Here is a 13859-nt window from a genome sequence, read left to right as displayed (position 1 = left end):
TTATTTGTAATAATAGGTTTTGTAATATAAATAACGATTTTAAATGTGGAGGTTTTCCATCATGGAACTCTTTGAACAATTGTCATCACAAATTAAGGGTCAAGGTAAGACTTTGGTATTCCCTGAAGGGGAAGACGTACGTATCCAAGGCGCAGCTATTCGTTTGGCTGCCGAAGAATTGGTAAAGCCAATTTTGTTGGGTAACAAGGCTGAAATCGAAGCAACTGCAGCAGCAAACAACTTCGACTTGTCAGGTGTTCAAATCGTGGACCCAGCTGAGTATCCAGCTGACGCCCGTGAGAAGATGGTTGATGCATTGGTTGAGCGTCGTAACGGTAAGACAGACGCAGCTACTGCTTCAAAGTGGTTGGAAGACGTAAACTACTTCGGAACGATGTTGGTATACCTTGGTGTTGCTGACGGTATGGTTTCAGGTGCAACTCACCCAACTGGTGACACTGTACGTCCTGCTTTGCAAATCATCAAGACGGCACCAGGTTCATCACGTATCTCAGGTGCATTCGTGATGCAACGCGATGATGAGCGTTACATCTTTGCCGATGCTGCTATCAACATCGACATCGATGCACAAACGATGGCTGAAATTGCTATCCAATCAGCTAACACGGCTAAGGTATTTGGAATCGATCCTAAGGTTGCAATGTTGAGCTTCTCAACGAAGGGTTCAGCTAAGGCGCCACAAGTTGATAAGGTTGCTGAAGCAACGTTGTTGGCTAAGACGGCTGCTCCTGAGTTGGCTATTGATGGTGAATTGCAATTCGACGCTGCCTTTGTAGAGTCAGTTGCTGCCGTTAAGGCGCCAGAATCAGAGGTTGCTGGTCACGCTAACGTCTTCGTATTCCCTGACTTGCAATCAGGTAACATCGGTTACAAGATTGCACAACGTTTGGGTGGTTTCGAAGCTATCGGACCTGTTTTGCAAGGTTTGGCAAAGCCAATCTCAGACTTGTCACGTGGTGCTAACGAAGAAGATGTCTACAAGGTAGCCATCATCACGGCAGCCCAAGCAATGGCCTAATTAAAGATTGAAAATGAACTCATGGATCGATTGGTCCGTGAGTTTTTTTGTTCCCAAATTGGCGAGAGAAACGCCTAAAAACGTAGTCCCGCTAATGGGAAACGGCTTCCTTTTTCGTCTGTAATCTGTCTGTCAAAAATGGTATACTTATAGCTATGAGATTAGCAGTGAATACAGTAGAAGAAACACAAGCATTGGCTGCTAAACTAGCGGCCAATGTCCAACCAGGGGACACGATCTTATTGAACGGTGACCTTGGTGCCGGAAAAACAACCTTTACCCAAGGATTTGCCAGGGCGCTTGGTATTAAGCGTCCTTTGAAGAGTCCGACATTTACATTGGTACGTGAATATCAAACAGAAAATTTCCCACTATACCACTTGGACGTTTATCGTTTGGGTGAAGAAGGTGGGGCTGAAGAATTAGGCCTAGCTGAATATTTTGGCGGTGAGGGTGTTGCTTTGATTGAATGGTCAGAGTTTATCCAATCTGAATTGCCAACTGATGTGTTAACGATTGACTTGGATCGTGTCGCATCAGACACGACAGGTAACCAACGCACAATTACGGGTAGTGCAAAAGGCCCTCGTAGCCAGGCACTATTAGCAGCTTTCGAAGGAGAAGCGTAATGGATGTCATGATTAGACCAGCTGAAGGTCAAGATGCTAAGCCAATGTTGGCGTTGTTGCATCAGTTGCAATCAGAATCAACGACCTTCATGGTGGCTCAGGATTTGGGCAAAGTTGATGATGTAACCGAGGCCGATAATATCAGCTACTTACAATCAACGACCAACAACATTATTTTGTTGGCAGCTAGTGACGAAGGTGACTTGTTTGGCATTATTTCAGCGGCTGCGTTACCAAATCAACCACGCGAAGTGGAAGTAGGTGTGGCAGTACTTGAAGCTTATCAAGGCTTTGGCTTGGCCCAAGCCTTGATTGCGGAAATGTTGGATTGGGCAACTGATTATAGCTCAGTCGATATCATCCGTTTGACGGTGCAAGCACATAACGCGCCGGCTATTCATATTTATGAGAAGTTTGGCTTTGAGCGCGTAGCTGGTTCTGATGCAATCGTCCTTGACGGTGCAGGCAAGCCGGTAGCAGCCTTTGATATGATGCTCGACATTAGAAACTAACAATTGAGGAATAGATAACATGAATTTTGTCGCAATGGACTTTGAAACAGCGAGTGCACAGCGTCATAGTGCCGTTTCAATGGCACTTGTGGTGGTGCGCGACAATGTACTCGTTGATGAATTTTATACGTTAATTAAGCCGGAATCATATTTCGATGCCCGCAATACCAAAATTCACGGTATTACGGAAGCGGATGTTGCTGATGCACCGAAGTTTCCAGCAGTATGGGATCACATCAAGCAATTTTATACACCAAATCAATTAGTGATTGCGCACAATGCGCCATTTGATAATGGGGTATTGCGTGAGACGTTAGGACACTATGGTATTTCAGCGCCACATTATTTGTCGTTGGACACTGTCCGTACCTCACACAAGTTGTATCCCCAACTACCAAATCACAAGCTGAACACAGTTGCAGCTGCGTTGAACATTGATTTGGAACACCACCACAACGCTTTGGATGATACGGTTGCAGCAGCACGCATCTTGGTGACACAAGCTGAGCAATTCGGGGTTGATCCATTGAAACAATTAGTAAAAGTTATTTAGCGGAGAAAGAGTGATGACAACACAACTAAAGACAGCCTTTCCAGGGCTAGAAATTCAACAAAACGTTGATTTGTCAGCATACACAAACACACGAGTTGGTGGAAATGCCGAATGGGCATTCTGGCCACATGATGACGAAGAGTTACGTGATGTCTTGTTGTACGCCAACGACAATGAAATGCCGGTGACAGTCCTTGGAAATGCGTCTAACTTGATTATTACGGATGCTGGTCTAGTGGGCTTAGTTATTTTCTTGACTAAGATGACTGACATCGCAGTATCTGGTACGCGCATTAAAGCCCATGCTGGAGCTGCCATTATTGATGTGACCCAAGTAGCTCGTGAACATGATTTGTCAGGTATCGAGTGGGCTGCAGGTATCCCCGGTTCCGTTGGTGGTGCCGTTTACATGAACGCAGGCGCTTACGGTGGTCAGGTTGATGAATGGCTTGAATCAGCTGACGTTATGACGCCAACTGGTGAAATTAAGACGTACACAAACGAAGAATTGGCATTTGCCTACCGCCACAGTTTGGTACAAGAAACCGGCGATGTCATCTTGGCCGCAACATTTAAGTTGGAACCAGGAGATGGTGCTGAAATTGAAGCCAAGATGGAAGATTTCAACCAAAAGCGTGCAAGTAAGCAACCTTTGGAGTTCCCATCTTGCGGTTCTGTGTTCAAGCGTCCAGAAGGTTACTTTGCTGGCACATTGATTATGGATGCTGGCTTGCAAGGCTTCCAAATTGGGGGCGCACAAGTGTCAACAAAGCACGCAGGCTTCATTGTAAATCGTGGGGATGCAACCGGTTCAGATTACATCAACGTGATTAAGCACGTGCAATCAGTCGTCAAGGAAAAGTTTGGCGTTGATTTGGAAACTGAAGTGCGCATTTTGGGATTGTAATTTGTAATTGAATTAGGGGAGGATTTATGGAGTTATTACAAACCATAGTGGCATTAACGTCATTGGTGGTCATTAGTAATATTTTGTCTCACTTCCTCAAACGTGTGCCGGTCAGCTTGATCCAAATCGCTTTGGGTCTGCTGGCCGCTTTGTTTTTTAATCTACACGTTGAGTTAGAGACAGAATGGTTCTTGTTGCTGTTTATTGCACCGCTTTTGTATTCCGATGCTTGGCGCTTTCCAAAGAAAGAACTTTGGGAGCTTCGCGGAGCCATTTTATTGGTATTTATTACGACAATCTTAGGCGGATTTATTATTTATGCTTTGGTACCGGAGCTACCATTACCGGTCGCTTTGGCCATCGCGGCTATCTTGTCGCCGACTGATCCGGTGGCCGTGGCAGCGATTGCCAAGCAGGCTAAATTACCACCATCAATCATGCACTTGGTTGCTGGTGAAAGTTTGATTAACGATGCCAGTGGTTTGGTGGGATTCAAGTTTGCTGTCGCAGCTGCCTCAGCGGGAACGTTCTCACTTTTTGCCGCAACATCTAACTTCCTATACATCTCTTTGATGGGAACGGTTGTTGGATTAGTATTGGGATTTGCATTGAACACCTTGGGCGACTGGTTATCAGCTCACGGTAATACTGATGTTGTCTTCCGCGTGGTGTTACAACTGTTCACACCATTCTTGGTTTACCTTTTGGCGGAAGAATTACACACATCTGGTGTTATCGCAGTCGTGGTGGCTGCTATTGTCCAGAATTTGCACACGCAGAATGACGCAGATTATTCTGGTGAGTTGCACGTGGTTGGTATCAATACCTGGAACGTGTTTGGTTATCTTTTGAATGGCTATATTTTCGTTATCTTGGGAATTGAATTGCCATTGGCGACGAACCTCGGAAATTCAGTTTCACTACCAATGGCGTTGCTATATGCTGTCATTACGTGGCTGGTCATCTTCGGTATGCGTGTGATTTGGACATACATTAACCAATGGGTTCGCTTGAAGAACCACAAGAACGAAACCGCTTCTTGGCGTGTGGCGTTGTTGTCAGGATTATCAGGTGTCCGTGGTGCCGTGACAATGGCCGGTGTGTTGTCTGTGCCATTGATGACAGACTCAGGGTTACCATTCCCACAACGTTCACTGATGCTATTTATTGCTGCGATTGCGATTATCATTTCGTTGTTGGCTGCGGTTGTCTTCTTGCCACTGTTGGCTGAAAAGCCAAAGACACAGGTGCCACCTGGTGACACAGAAGCGCATCCGGTCGTTGCCCAACACATGTCTGAAGCACGTGCGCGTGTTTATGTGTTGCAGTCAGCGGTTCGTGAAATTGAGACACGTCGTCGTGAATCAAATCAAGCGATTGCCTACGAAATTATTTTGCGTTACCAAATGCAAATTCGTCAGTTGCAGATGCGCTTTATGAAGGCGGATAAGTTGAGCCCAATTTTGAAGGCTGAAATCAACCTACGTGAAATTGCGTTGGATGCTGAGCGTAGTGCGCTACGAAAGCTATTAGTTGAAGAGCGTATTACGCCACTGGTCTTTGCGAGTGAAAACCGTCGTATTGATCGTATGGAAGCTGACTTGGACGACTTGGTGACGCACGATAAGCGCAAGCGCACGTGGCGTCAGTTGAAGCGGTTTGTTATCATGACACGACGTTCAATTCGTGTTTGGTTGAGTGATGATTCATCTGATCGCTTGATTGCCGAGTACAAGGTCGCCCGTCATGAGGCGGCTAAGGAAGCGATTGCTGCGATTTCGGATTATCTTGAGAGTGAAGCTGGTCAAGCTTCAAAGACTGATCAAACGGCAGCTTACAATTTGATTATTACGTACCGTTCACGCCTTGAGCACGACAAGCATGACCATGGTGGTCCGCAACAAGAAGCCTTGGTTCGCATGGACCTAGAAGTTGCCGGTTTGAATGCCCAACGTGAAGCGACGCAACATTTGTACGACGCACACTTTATCTCAGCGGAGACGGGGTTGAATATTCGTCAGATGATTAACTTTGCTGAAGCTGGTATGTTGACTGATGAAGAAGAATAGGGGGACGTTATGAACATTGATTTTGAATCACTCATAAAAACTATTAGCGTCGTCCGTATTATCGATATTGTCATCGTTTGGTGGCTGTTGTACCGCTTAATGATGTTGATTCGCGGAACGAAAGCCGTCACGTTGCTACGTGGTGTTGGTATCGTTATCGCGGTTAAGCTAATCAGTTGGTATGTTGGTTTGACGACCATTTCCTGGTTGACTGATCAAATCATTAATTGGGGAGTTATTGCATTGGTGGTTGTGTTCCAGCCAGAAATTCGTCGTGGTTTGGAACACTTGGGACGCTCAGCTTTGTTCAAGCAAAAGCAAGCTTACCAACAAGAAACGCGTTTGATTAATGAACTGGATGATGCCATTCAATATATGTCAAAGCGTCATATCGGGGCCTTGATTTCAATTGAAATGGAAACCGGTTTGGAAGAATACATTGAAACGGGTATTAAAATTGATGCTGAAGTTTCAAGTCAATTATTGATTAATACGTTTATCCCGAATACGCCGTTGCACGATGGCGCGGTTATCATTAAGGACGCACGACTGGCAGCAGCTGCGGCTTACTTGCCTTTGTCTGATAATCCAACGATTCCCAAGGAATTGGGAACTCGTCACCGTGCGTCAGTGGGTATTTCGGAAGTAACGGATGCCCTAACGATTGTTGTGTCGGAAGAAACAGGGGATGTCTCAATCACGCGTAATGCGGAATTGATGCAATCACTATCTCGCGAAGACTATCGCAAGTACTTAACACGTCAGTTGGTGCCAGCTGATGGGGATGTCAAGCAGACATGGTGGTCACGCGTGATGCCATTTGGTAAGCGAGGTGAGAAGTAACATGAAAAAAGGATATGACAAAATTGTCTATGTTGTTGCGACTTTGCTTGTTGCCATCTTAATGTCGGCCTACGCGGACGGCCAATCTAATGGGACAACGCGTACGAAGACTGCGACGAGCGAGTCTACCACGGGGTTGCTCAAAGGGATGGTATCCTCTAAAACGGAAACTGTCGCAGTACCTGTGCAATTGACGGGGATTGATACAGATGACTATTACATTAACGGGGTGCCGGATACGGTTGATGTGACGCTAACGGGTTCATCAGCGTTAGTAACGGCCGCTAAGAACACTAAGAACTTCCAAGTCTATGCTGATTTGAAGAAGTTGACTGATGGTGAGCACACAGTTGCTTTGAAAGTTTCAGGGTTGAATCGCGATTTGACTTATAAGCTAGCGAAGCAGAAACTAACGATTACTATATACAAGCGTACGTCTGCTTATTACACGGTCCACACGGACTACAATAAGGATGCGATTGCTGATGGTTACACAGTTGGTACGGTGACATCTTCAGTGAATAACGTGCAATTGATGGGACGTCAAAGTGCAATTGATTCAGTTGCAAGCGTTGTCGCTGCGGTTAATTTGCAACGTGATACGAAGAAATCTATTTCACAGGAAGTTAATCTGCAAGCGCTTGATGTGAATGGTCACGTGGTTGACGTGGCGATTTCACCACAAGTGACGACGGTGAAGATTCCAGTTTCTGCTGGAACAGGCACGAAGCAAGTGCCGATTGCAATTAAAACAAAGAACGGCAATGCCGATAATTTCGATCTTACAGGCTCTGTGAATGAAATCACGGTTCGTGGTAAGATTGATGTATTAAACAAATTAAAGGAAATTCCAGTTACTGTTGATTTGTCTGGCGTTACAAGTGCGTCATCACAGACGATTACTGTTAACACGCCAGAAGGTACAGACAGCGTTGATCCAACGACAGTAACGATTACAATTACGCCGAAGGAGCAAAATTAAGACATGGTTGAATTACATTACTTTGGAACAGATGGGGTTCGCGGTATCGCGAACAAGGAGCTAACGCCTGAGTTGGCTTTTCGACTAGGACGAATGGGTGGTGCGGTATTGACGCGTCACGCTGAAGGACGTCGCCCACGTGTGTTGGTAGGACGTGATACACGTATGTCTGGTCAAATGCTTGAACATGCATTGATTGCTGGTTTGCTTTCTGTTGGAATTGAAATCTTGCGTTTGAACGTTATTTCAACGCCAGGTGTTGCTTACTTGGTTCGTGCACAAAAGGCTGATGCTGGTGCACAAATCACAGCGTCACACAACCCTGCTGAAGATAACGGTATCAAGTTCTTTGGTGCTGATGGTTTCAAGTTGTCAGACGAATTGGAAGCTGAAATTGAAGCGTTGTTGGATGCACCAGAGGATACGTTGCCTCGTCCAGCTGCTGAAGGTTTGGGAACTGTTTCAGACTTCCCAGAAGGCGCTGCCAAGTACCTTGAGTACTTGCAAACAACGATTCCTGATAACTTGGATGGCATGAATATTGCCATTGATGCTGCCAATGGTGCAACATCAGGTCTTGTCGCAAACTTGTTTGCTGATATGGGTGCCGATTTCGTTACGATGGCAACATCACCAGATGGGTTGAACATCAACAAGGGCGTTGGTTCAACACACCCAGAAGCAATTGCTAAGTTCACGGTTGAAAATGGTGCCCAAGTTGGGTTGGCCTTTGACGGTGACGGTGACCGTTTGATTGCCGTTGACGAAAACGGTGACATCGTTGACGGTGACAAGGTGATGTTTATCACGGGTAAGTACTTGTCAGAGCACGGTCGTTTGAAGCAAGACACAATTGTGACGACCGTTATGTCAAACATTGGGATGTACAAGGCGATGGCTGAGCACAACATTTCATCTGTTAAGACGGCGGTTGGTGATCGTTACGTTGTTGAAGAGATGTTGAAGTCAGGTTACAACCTTGGTGGTGAGCAATCTGGTCACGTGGTCTTCTTGGACTGGTCAACGACTGGAGACGGTATGTTGACGGCGTTGCAATTGTTGCACGTCATGAAGTCAACGGGTAAGAAGTTGTCAGAGCTTGCGGCTGAGATGACGGTATTCCCACAAAAGTTGGTTAACGTGAAGGTACAAGACAAGAAGGCTGCGTTGGCAAACGAAGCTATCAAGCAAGTGATTGCTGAAGTCGAAGCTGAGATGGGCGACAATGGTCGTGTTCTAGTTCGTCCTTCAGGTACGCAAGACTTGTTGCGTGTCATGGCCGAAGCACAAACTGAAGAACTTGTTGGTGAGTACGTTGACCGTATCGTTGCGGTTGTACGTAAAGAAGTTGGGGTAGACTAATAATGGCTGCAGAGTATCAAACGCTTGATATCATTGAAGAAATTACGCGTAATGATGGCTCGACCTACAAAGAAATTGGAAATCTATTGCATAATGGTCAAGCTGAGTACGCGGCTGAGCAGGGGATGATTAAGAGTGTCCGCATTCTTAAGATTAATATTCCGCACTCAGGAAACGTTGAAAAGTATGAAAAGTATGTAAATGAGAATTTTGAAATTCCAGAGATGGTAGCCATCAAGGAATACACTGAATGGACGAAAACACCAGAAATGGATGAGGTCATTCAGAAAATCCTCACTGAAAATCAGGTTAGTTAACCATCTAAGCAACAATCCAGTGCGATTGTTGCTTTTTTTGTATAGTTACCATATCCTTAAAGAACTTAAACCTTGGGGAGGGGTGTAACTTGGCTACAATTGTTGAAAAATTAAATACGGCTCGAAATGCCAAGCACGTTTCGCTTGAAACTGTTGCCCTAAATGGTATTTCGGCTGATCGCTATCGCCAGTTTGTGCATAGTAATGACAACATTACGCTTGGGGAAATCACAACGATGCTTGATTTGTTGACGATGTCATTTGCCGAGCTGTGGATGGATACGGATGAATGGGATGACACCCATGGTGTACAGCTAGATGGCGCGCAAACGATGTCGGCTGAAGAACTGTCACAAAAGCGTGATAAGACAGAACAAGAGTATCGTAATACTGGTTATAAGGGCTTTCATTTGATTGCTTTGACGTTCGATATTTTGTATAAGCGACGTGTGCAGGAATCATATCGTGAGCCACTAGATGCTATTTTGGCTGAGCTGTCGCGCTATCATATGTTTACTCATTTTGAAATGCAGGTATTCTCACAACTCGCACCAGTGTTGCGGGCGTCTGAATTCTACCCGCTGTATGAAATTTTTATCCGTAGCGTTCCAGAATTCACGAGTTACATTCCACAACGGGTCGGTGAGCTTGTGCTGCGCGTTCATTATCGTGCCTTGGTGTTGTTGATTCATGACTCAGTGAATTCGGTTGAAACAATGCGTTTTGTTTTGCATGCCATTTCCAAGCAACCGAATAACGCGGGTAACTTGGAATTACGCATGCTGGCTCATTATGCTGAACTCTTAGAAGAATATTTCTTTGGCAATCCGGTTCATGCGGAAAATGAGTTCCGGATATTCATTGAAGCGGCACAACGCCGACAAGTTGCGTTAATGTCATTTGGTGAAATGACATTTGATTTAGCTGGCATTTGGCAAGTGGTCACGTCTAAGCGTCGTCACTTGAAAAATGATGGCAAGAGTTTGTTTACCAAGCCGTATGAAGATCAAACGTTTGTCTCGTTGAATGAAAATATTCGTGATAGTGTGGCGGATATTTGCAAGGTGAAGGGCATTTCTAAAGATGAATTGCTGAGTTTCGGTATTTCCAAGCAACGATTGGATACGATTGTTGACCAACCGGAATTAATGACGTTGACGGAAATGCTTAAGATGATGCATATTCTACGAGTTGAGCCGACTGATATCACGGTATATGCCAAGCTAACCGTTCGGACACCTGGCGTGGACTGGAATGACTCGTTCGCCGCTTGCACGGCCGATGATTTTAAAACGATGATTCAAACGGAAGAAGATGCGTATGAACGTACTGAAAATCCGCGTCACTTGTTGAATAGTTTTACCTATCGAGGCCTAGCAGGGCAACATCTAGTGGATAAATGGTTACTATCCGATAATGCTGCCCAGTTGGCGCGCGACGTACAAGGCTATCTGGATAGTCTACAAGTTTGGCAGGAAGCCGATCACCGTGTTGCGCGTTGGGCAATGCTGGATTGCGAGGATATTGAAGATGTTATTTACCGGGCACTATTTTTAAGTCGTCACGTGGAAAATCGCGACATCTTCCGGACGCCGCTTAATGTGGTGCTCCACGACTTGGAGCCGGTCTTGATTCAGGCGCTACTCAAGCGAGATCAAACACGTTTTGAGAAGATTTTGACCGTTATGAACCGGGCCGCTGCTGGCGACAGTAAAATTATGCAGTGGGCAAATTGGCGCACACGAATGGCAGTGAATAATTTGTGCGCGACATTTTTCGATGATCCGGTTGAGGCAATGCGCCAACTAGAACGTTTCTTTACGGATTACCAGATGTTAACAGGCAAGGCATTCATCACATCACGATACCAAGTGTTGCTTAACGACATCAATGACATATATGGTCTAGCCTAAAAAAACGACCCGCACAAAATTGTGCGGGTCGTTTTTGCTACTTCTTCAAGGCTTTCTTAGTCGTCTCAACGTGTGCTTCGTATGTTGCGCGCGTAGTGGCGGGCATTTGTGTCAACATCCAGTTTGGCATCAAATTCTTCATGAAAATCCTCATCTCTTTTCTCTTGATGTTATTAGTATAGCTAGCTGTAAGTCCCATTTAACGGAAAGTATCAAAAATGAGACAAAATCGCCCGCTTTTTTCATAGTTTGTGGGTATCATGAAGGAAATGATGAAAGGAGAAGCCACCATGACGCAGATGATTGCCGAACGGATTAATGAAATTCGTAAAAACAAGAACGTTTCTGTCCAAACAATTGTGGATAACGGGATTTCGAAAAGTAAATATTTTGCTTTTGTTCGCGGCGAACGTGATTTGGCAATCAGTGATCTGCAGATTTTAATGGATGTGCTGACGATTTCATTTGCCGAACTAGTTGTGGATACTGATGTTGTGCAGGCGCCGTTTACATTGAATTTACTGCGTGCCCGTGATTTGACGTTAACTGAATTAGAGGTTTACCAAAAAGCTTTGTGGGAAAAATACCAGCGTACGCAATTGGTGGCTTATTTCCAATATAATCAGGCGTTTCAATATCTGATTGCGCATAAGCAGGGCGTAGACTGCAAACCGTTTGTGACAGCTATCTATGAAGAACTGAAAGATTATCAGTTGTTTACGTTCTTTGAAATTCAACTGTTTTCAATTATCGCGGATAAGTTGACCCCAAAGCGTTTCTATCGAATGTATGAAATCTTCACTAAGAGTATCGGGATATTCGCAGGCTACATGCCAATACCAATCTACTTAACGATTTTGCGTATTCATTATTATGCGCTCGTACATTTGATGCGCCCAACGCTGAAATCGTTACCGACGATGCTGTTTGTGTTGGATGCCATTATTAACCAGCCAGCGCGACCATCGAACGTTGAGTTGTTTATGGTCCGTCAATTCGCCAAGATGCTGAAGTCGTATTACATTGAAAATAGTCCGGCAGCTGAGCGCCAATTCGCGGAATGGATTGCAGTGGCTGTTAAGCGAGGTAGTCAGGAAGTACGAATGACATATGACACGATGTCATTCCCTGGACTCTGGCAAGCGCTCACGATGAAGCGACACCACATGAAACACGACGCACCAAGTATGTTTTCAACGACGTATGATGACTTACCCAAGGCGGAAATGCCAGATAGTTTTGGGGTCGCCCTGCGTTATTTGATTAAGGGCAAACATATCAATAGTAGTGAATTAACGCAGTATGGGGTCACGCGTTCCAAGTTGTACCGGATTATTCACCAAGAAGTGGCGATTCGTTTGGAAGACTTGTTCGATATGATGAAGTACTTGAGATTGTTGCCAGCGGATTTAACAGTGTTTTTCCAGGTGAACCCAAACCCCAAGGCTAAAAATCGTTTTGCAGCCTTTGATGTTAATCCGTACGACTATCAAACCGTAGCTGAACAGGCACTCGCTGAGTATGGTCGCACGGGTAATCATGCCGATTATGAAACGGCGTTGGAGTTCCAGGTCTATGTGAATCAGCAACTGTCCGATTTTGATCCAACGAGCATTATCCAAATTGACTTGGCCAAAACCATTACGGATTACTTACTACATTTGGACGAATGGCATGAAGCAGAACATCGCCTGGTGACGTATTCGTTTGTTGATTTGGATGATATCGACCTCATCATCAAACGACTCGGGATTGCGGATGAGTATATGCATAATCGCCAGGTATTCCGTGCACCAATTAGTTCGATTTTAAATAACACTGAGTTTGTATTGTTGAAGTATTTGCTTGAAGACAATCGCGAAGCCTTTGACCGCATTCTAAAAATCGCGGAAGGCGAGGTCCAACGTGACCCACGTATTTTCACGTTTGCAACCTGGCGCTGGCGCCTAGATGATTACCGGGTTTATCAAATGTTCTTCGACTATCCCGAAGTCGGTTTAGCTGCTTTCGAGGATTTCGTCTGTGACTATCAGCACCTAACGGGGAATCAACTCTTTAAAAACGAACGGAATTTCATTGCCGATACGCTTCGTCATCACTTCAATTTGATTAACGGAATTGAACAAATGCAAAACGATTCGCTTGACGAATAAAAAAAGTTGCGATATTTGTGTCAATTCTGGCACTTTTAGGTAGATACCCGCACTTATGTCTTAATCTTAGTTCATAGCCAAGGGGCAAATGAAAAAAAGAAGAGATAGAAAGTGAGAGGTGGAGACATGAATTGGATTCCTGAGATGATGAAGCGCGCGGCCGAGTACGGTGGTGATTTGGATCACCCTGAAGTAGTGGCATGGGCACATGAACAATGGCAAAAAGCAGCCAACGAGTGGCGTTATGAAGTCGACGGTGAACACCGTTTCCGCACGCAAGCTGAACTAGCTGCGTACCTCCACGTTGGTAAGATGCAATTGACCAAGTTTATCTCAAAGGGTGTTGAAGAGTTCCAATTGCGTGGACACATGATCCGCGTCAATGACGACGTCTTTATGGCCCGTGAACAAGAAGCACAAATTAGCTAATCACAAGCACTGCAATCTTCGGGTTGTGGTGTTTTTTCGTTGGTGGGTGGTTTGTGTCCGTCCTGTCGGCCGGAGTGGCTGGGGGCTTCTTTTGGCCCGCTAAACGAGGAGTGTCAAAATAGTGGCGGGCGGAGTCCACGGCTTTGCCGCG

Annotated in this window: 13 protein-coding genes; all 13 read left to right on the top strand. The window is 45.2% G+C overall.

The window, feature by feature from the left end; genetic code table 11:
* Positions 1-61: 61 nt before the first annotated feature.
* The 13 genes from pta (at position 62) to C6P11_RS08130 (ending at position 13708) form a co-directional block, all read left to right on the top strand.
* The gene (gene pta, locus C6P11_RS08190) at positions 62-1039 is read left to right on the top strand and encodes a phosphate acetyltransferase (RefSeq protein ID WP_135520228.1); all 978 of its coding nucleotides are present in this window, start codon (positions 62-64) and stop codon (positions 1037-1039) included.
* Positions 1040-1194: 155 nt separating this feature from the next.
* Positions 1195-1668: a tRNA (adenosine(37)-N6)-threonylcarbamoyltransferase complex ATPase subunit type 1 TsaE gene (gene tsaE, locus C6P11_RS08185; protein ID WP_135520226.1), complete on the top strand. Its 474-nt coding sequence runs from the start codon at positions 1195-1197 to the stop codon at positions 1666-1668.
* Positions 1668-2180 carry a GNAT family N-acetyltransferase gene (locus C6P11_RS08180; RefSeq protein ID WP_135520224.1) on the top strand — a complete coding sequence of 171 codons (513 nt, stop codon included), beginning with the start codon at positions 1668-1670 and terminating at the stop codon, positions 2178-2180. Before tsaE ends, C6P11_RS08180 begins: the two co-directional genes overlap by 1 nt.
* Before the next feature lie 19 nt (positions 2181-2199).
* On the top strand, positions 2200-2733 hold the full coding sequence (locus C6P11_RS08175; protein WP_135520222.1) for a 3'-5' exonuclease: 534 nt from the start codon (positions 2200-2202) through the stop codon (positions 2731-2733).
* A 13-nt stretch (positions 2734-2746) separates the two neighbouring features.
* Complete coding sequence (murB, locus tag C6P11_RS08170) at positions 2747-3640, top strand: UDP-N-acetylmuramate dehydrogenase (RefSeq protein ID WP_135520220.1); 894 nt, start codon at positions 2747-2749, stop codon at positions 3638-3640.
* 26 nt (positions 3641-3666) lie between these two features.
* Entirely contained in the window at positions 3667-5709 is a 2043-nt protein-coding gene (locus C6P11_RS08165) for a Na+/H+ antiporter (protein ID WP_135520217.1), read from the top strand.
* Positions 5710-5718: 9 nt separating this feature from the next.
* Positions 5719-6552 carry a diadenylate cyclase CdaA gene (gene cdaA, locus C6P11_RS08160; RefSeq protein ID WP_003608049.1) on the top strand — a complete coding sequence of 278 codons (834 nt, stop codon included), beginning with the start codon at positions 5719-5721 and terminating at the stop codon, positions 6550-6552.
* A gap of 1 nt (position 6553) precedes the next feature.
* Positions 6554-7534 carry a CdaR family protein gene (locus C6P11_RS08155; protein WP_135520215.1) on the top strand — a complete coding sequence of 327 codons (981 nt, stop codon included), beginning with the start codon at positions 6554-6556 and terminating at the stop codon, positions 7532-7534.
* Positions 7535-7537: 3 nt separating this feature from the next.
* Positions 7538-8896, top strand: a complete 1359-nt coding sequence (gene glmM, locus C6P11_RS08150) for a phosphoglucosamine mutase (RefSeq protein ID WP_135520212.1) — start codon at positions 7538-7540, stop codon at positions 8894-8896.
* A 2-nt stretch (positions 8897-8898) separates the two neighbouring features.
* Positions 8899-9213 carry a hypothetical protein gene (locus C6P11_RS08145; protein WP_135520210.1) on the top strand — a complete coding sequence of 105 codons (315 nt, stop codon included), beginning with the start codon at positions 8899-8901 and terminating at the stop codon, positions 9211-9213.
* Positions 9214-9302: 89 nt separating this feature from the next.
* Positions 9303-11126 carry a hypothetical protein gene (locus C6P11_RS08140; RefSeq protein WP_135520208.1) on the top strand — a complete coding sequence of 608 codons (1824 nt, stop codon included), beginning with the start codon at positions 9303-9305 and terminating at the stop codon, positions 11124-11126.
* Positions 11127-11416: 290 nt separating this feature from the next.
* Positions 11417-13279 (top strand): helix-turn-helix domain-containing protein, encoded by a 1863-nt coding sequence (locus C6P11_RS08135; RefSeq protein WP_135520205.1) that lies wholly within the window; start codon positions 11417-11419, stop codon positions 13277-13279.
* Between the two features lie 126 nt (positions 13280-13405).
* Entirely contained in the window at positions 13406-13708 is a 303-nt protein-coding gene (locus tag C6P11_RS08130; protein ID WP_135520203.1) for a hypothetical protein, read from the top strand.
* Positions 13709-13859 lie beyond the last annotated feature (151 nt).

The organism is Weissella confusa, assembly GCF_004766315.1.
Taxonomy (GTDB): Bacteria; Bacillota; Bacilli; order Lactobacillales; family Lactobacillaceae; genus Weissella; species Weissella confusa_A.
The sequence above is the reverse complement of the archived record's forward strand: the minus strand, read 5'-3'. Positions and strand labels throughout refer to the sequence as shown.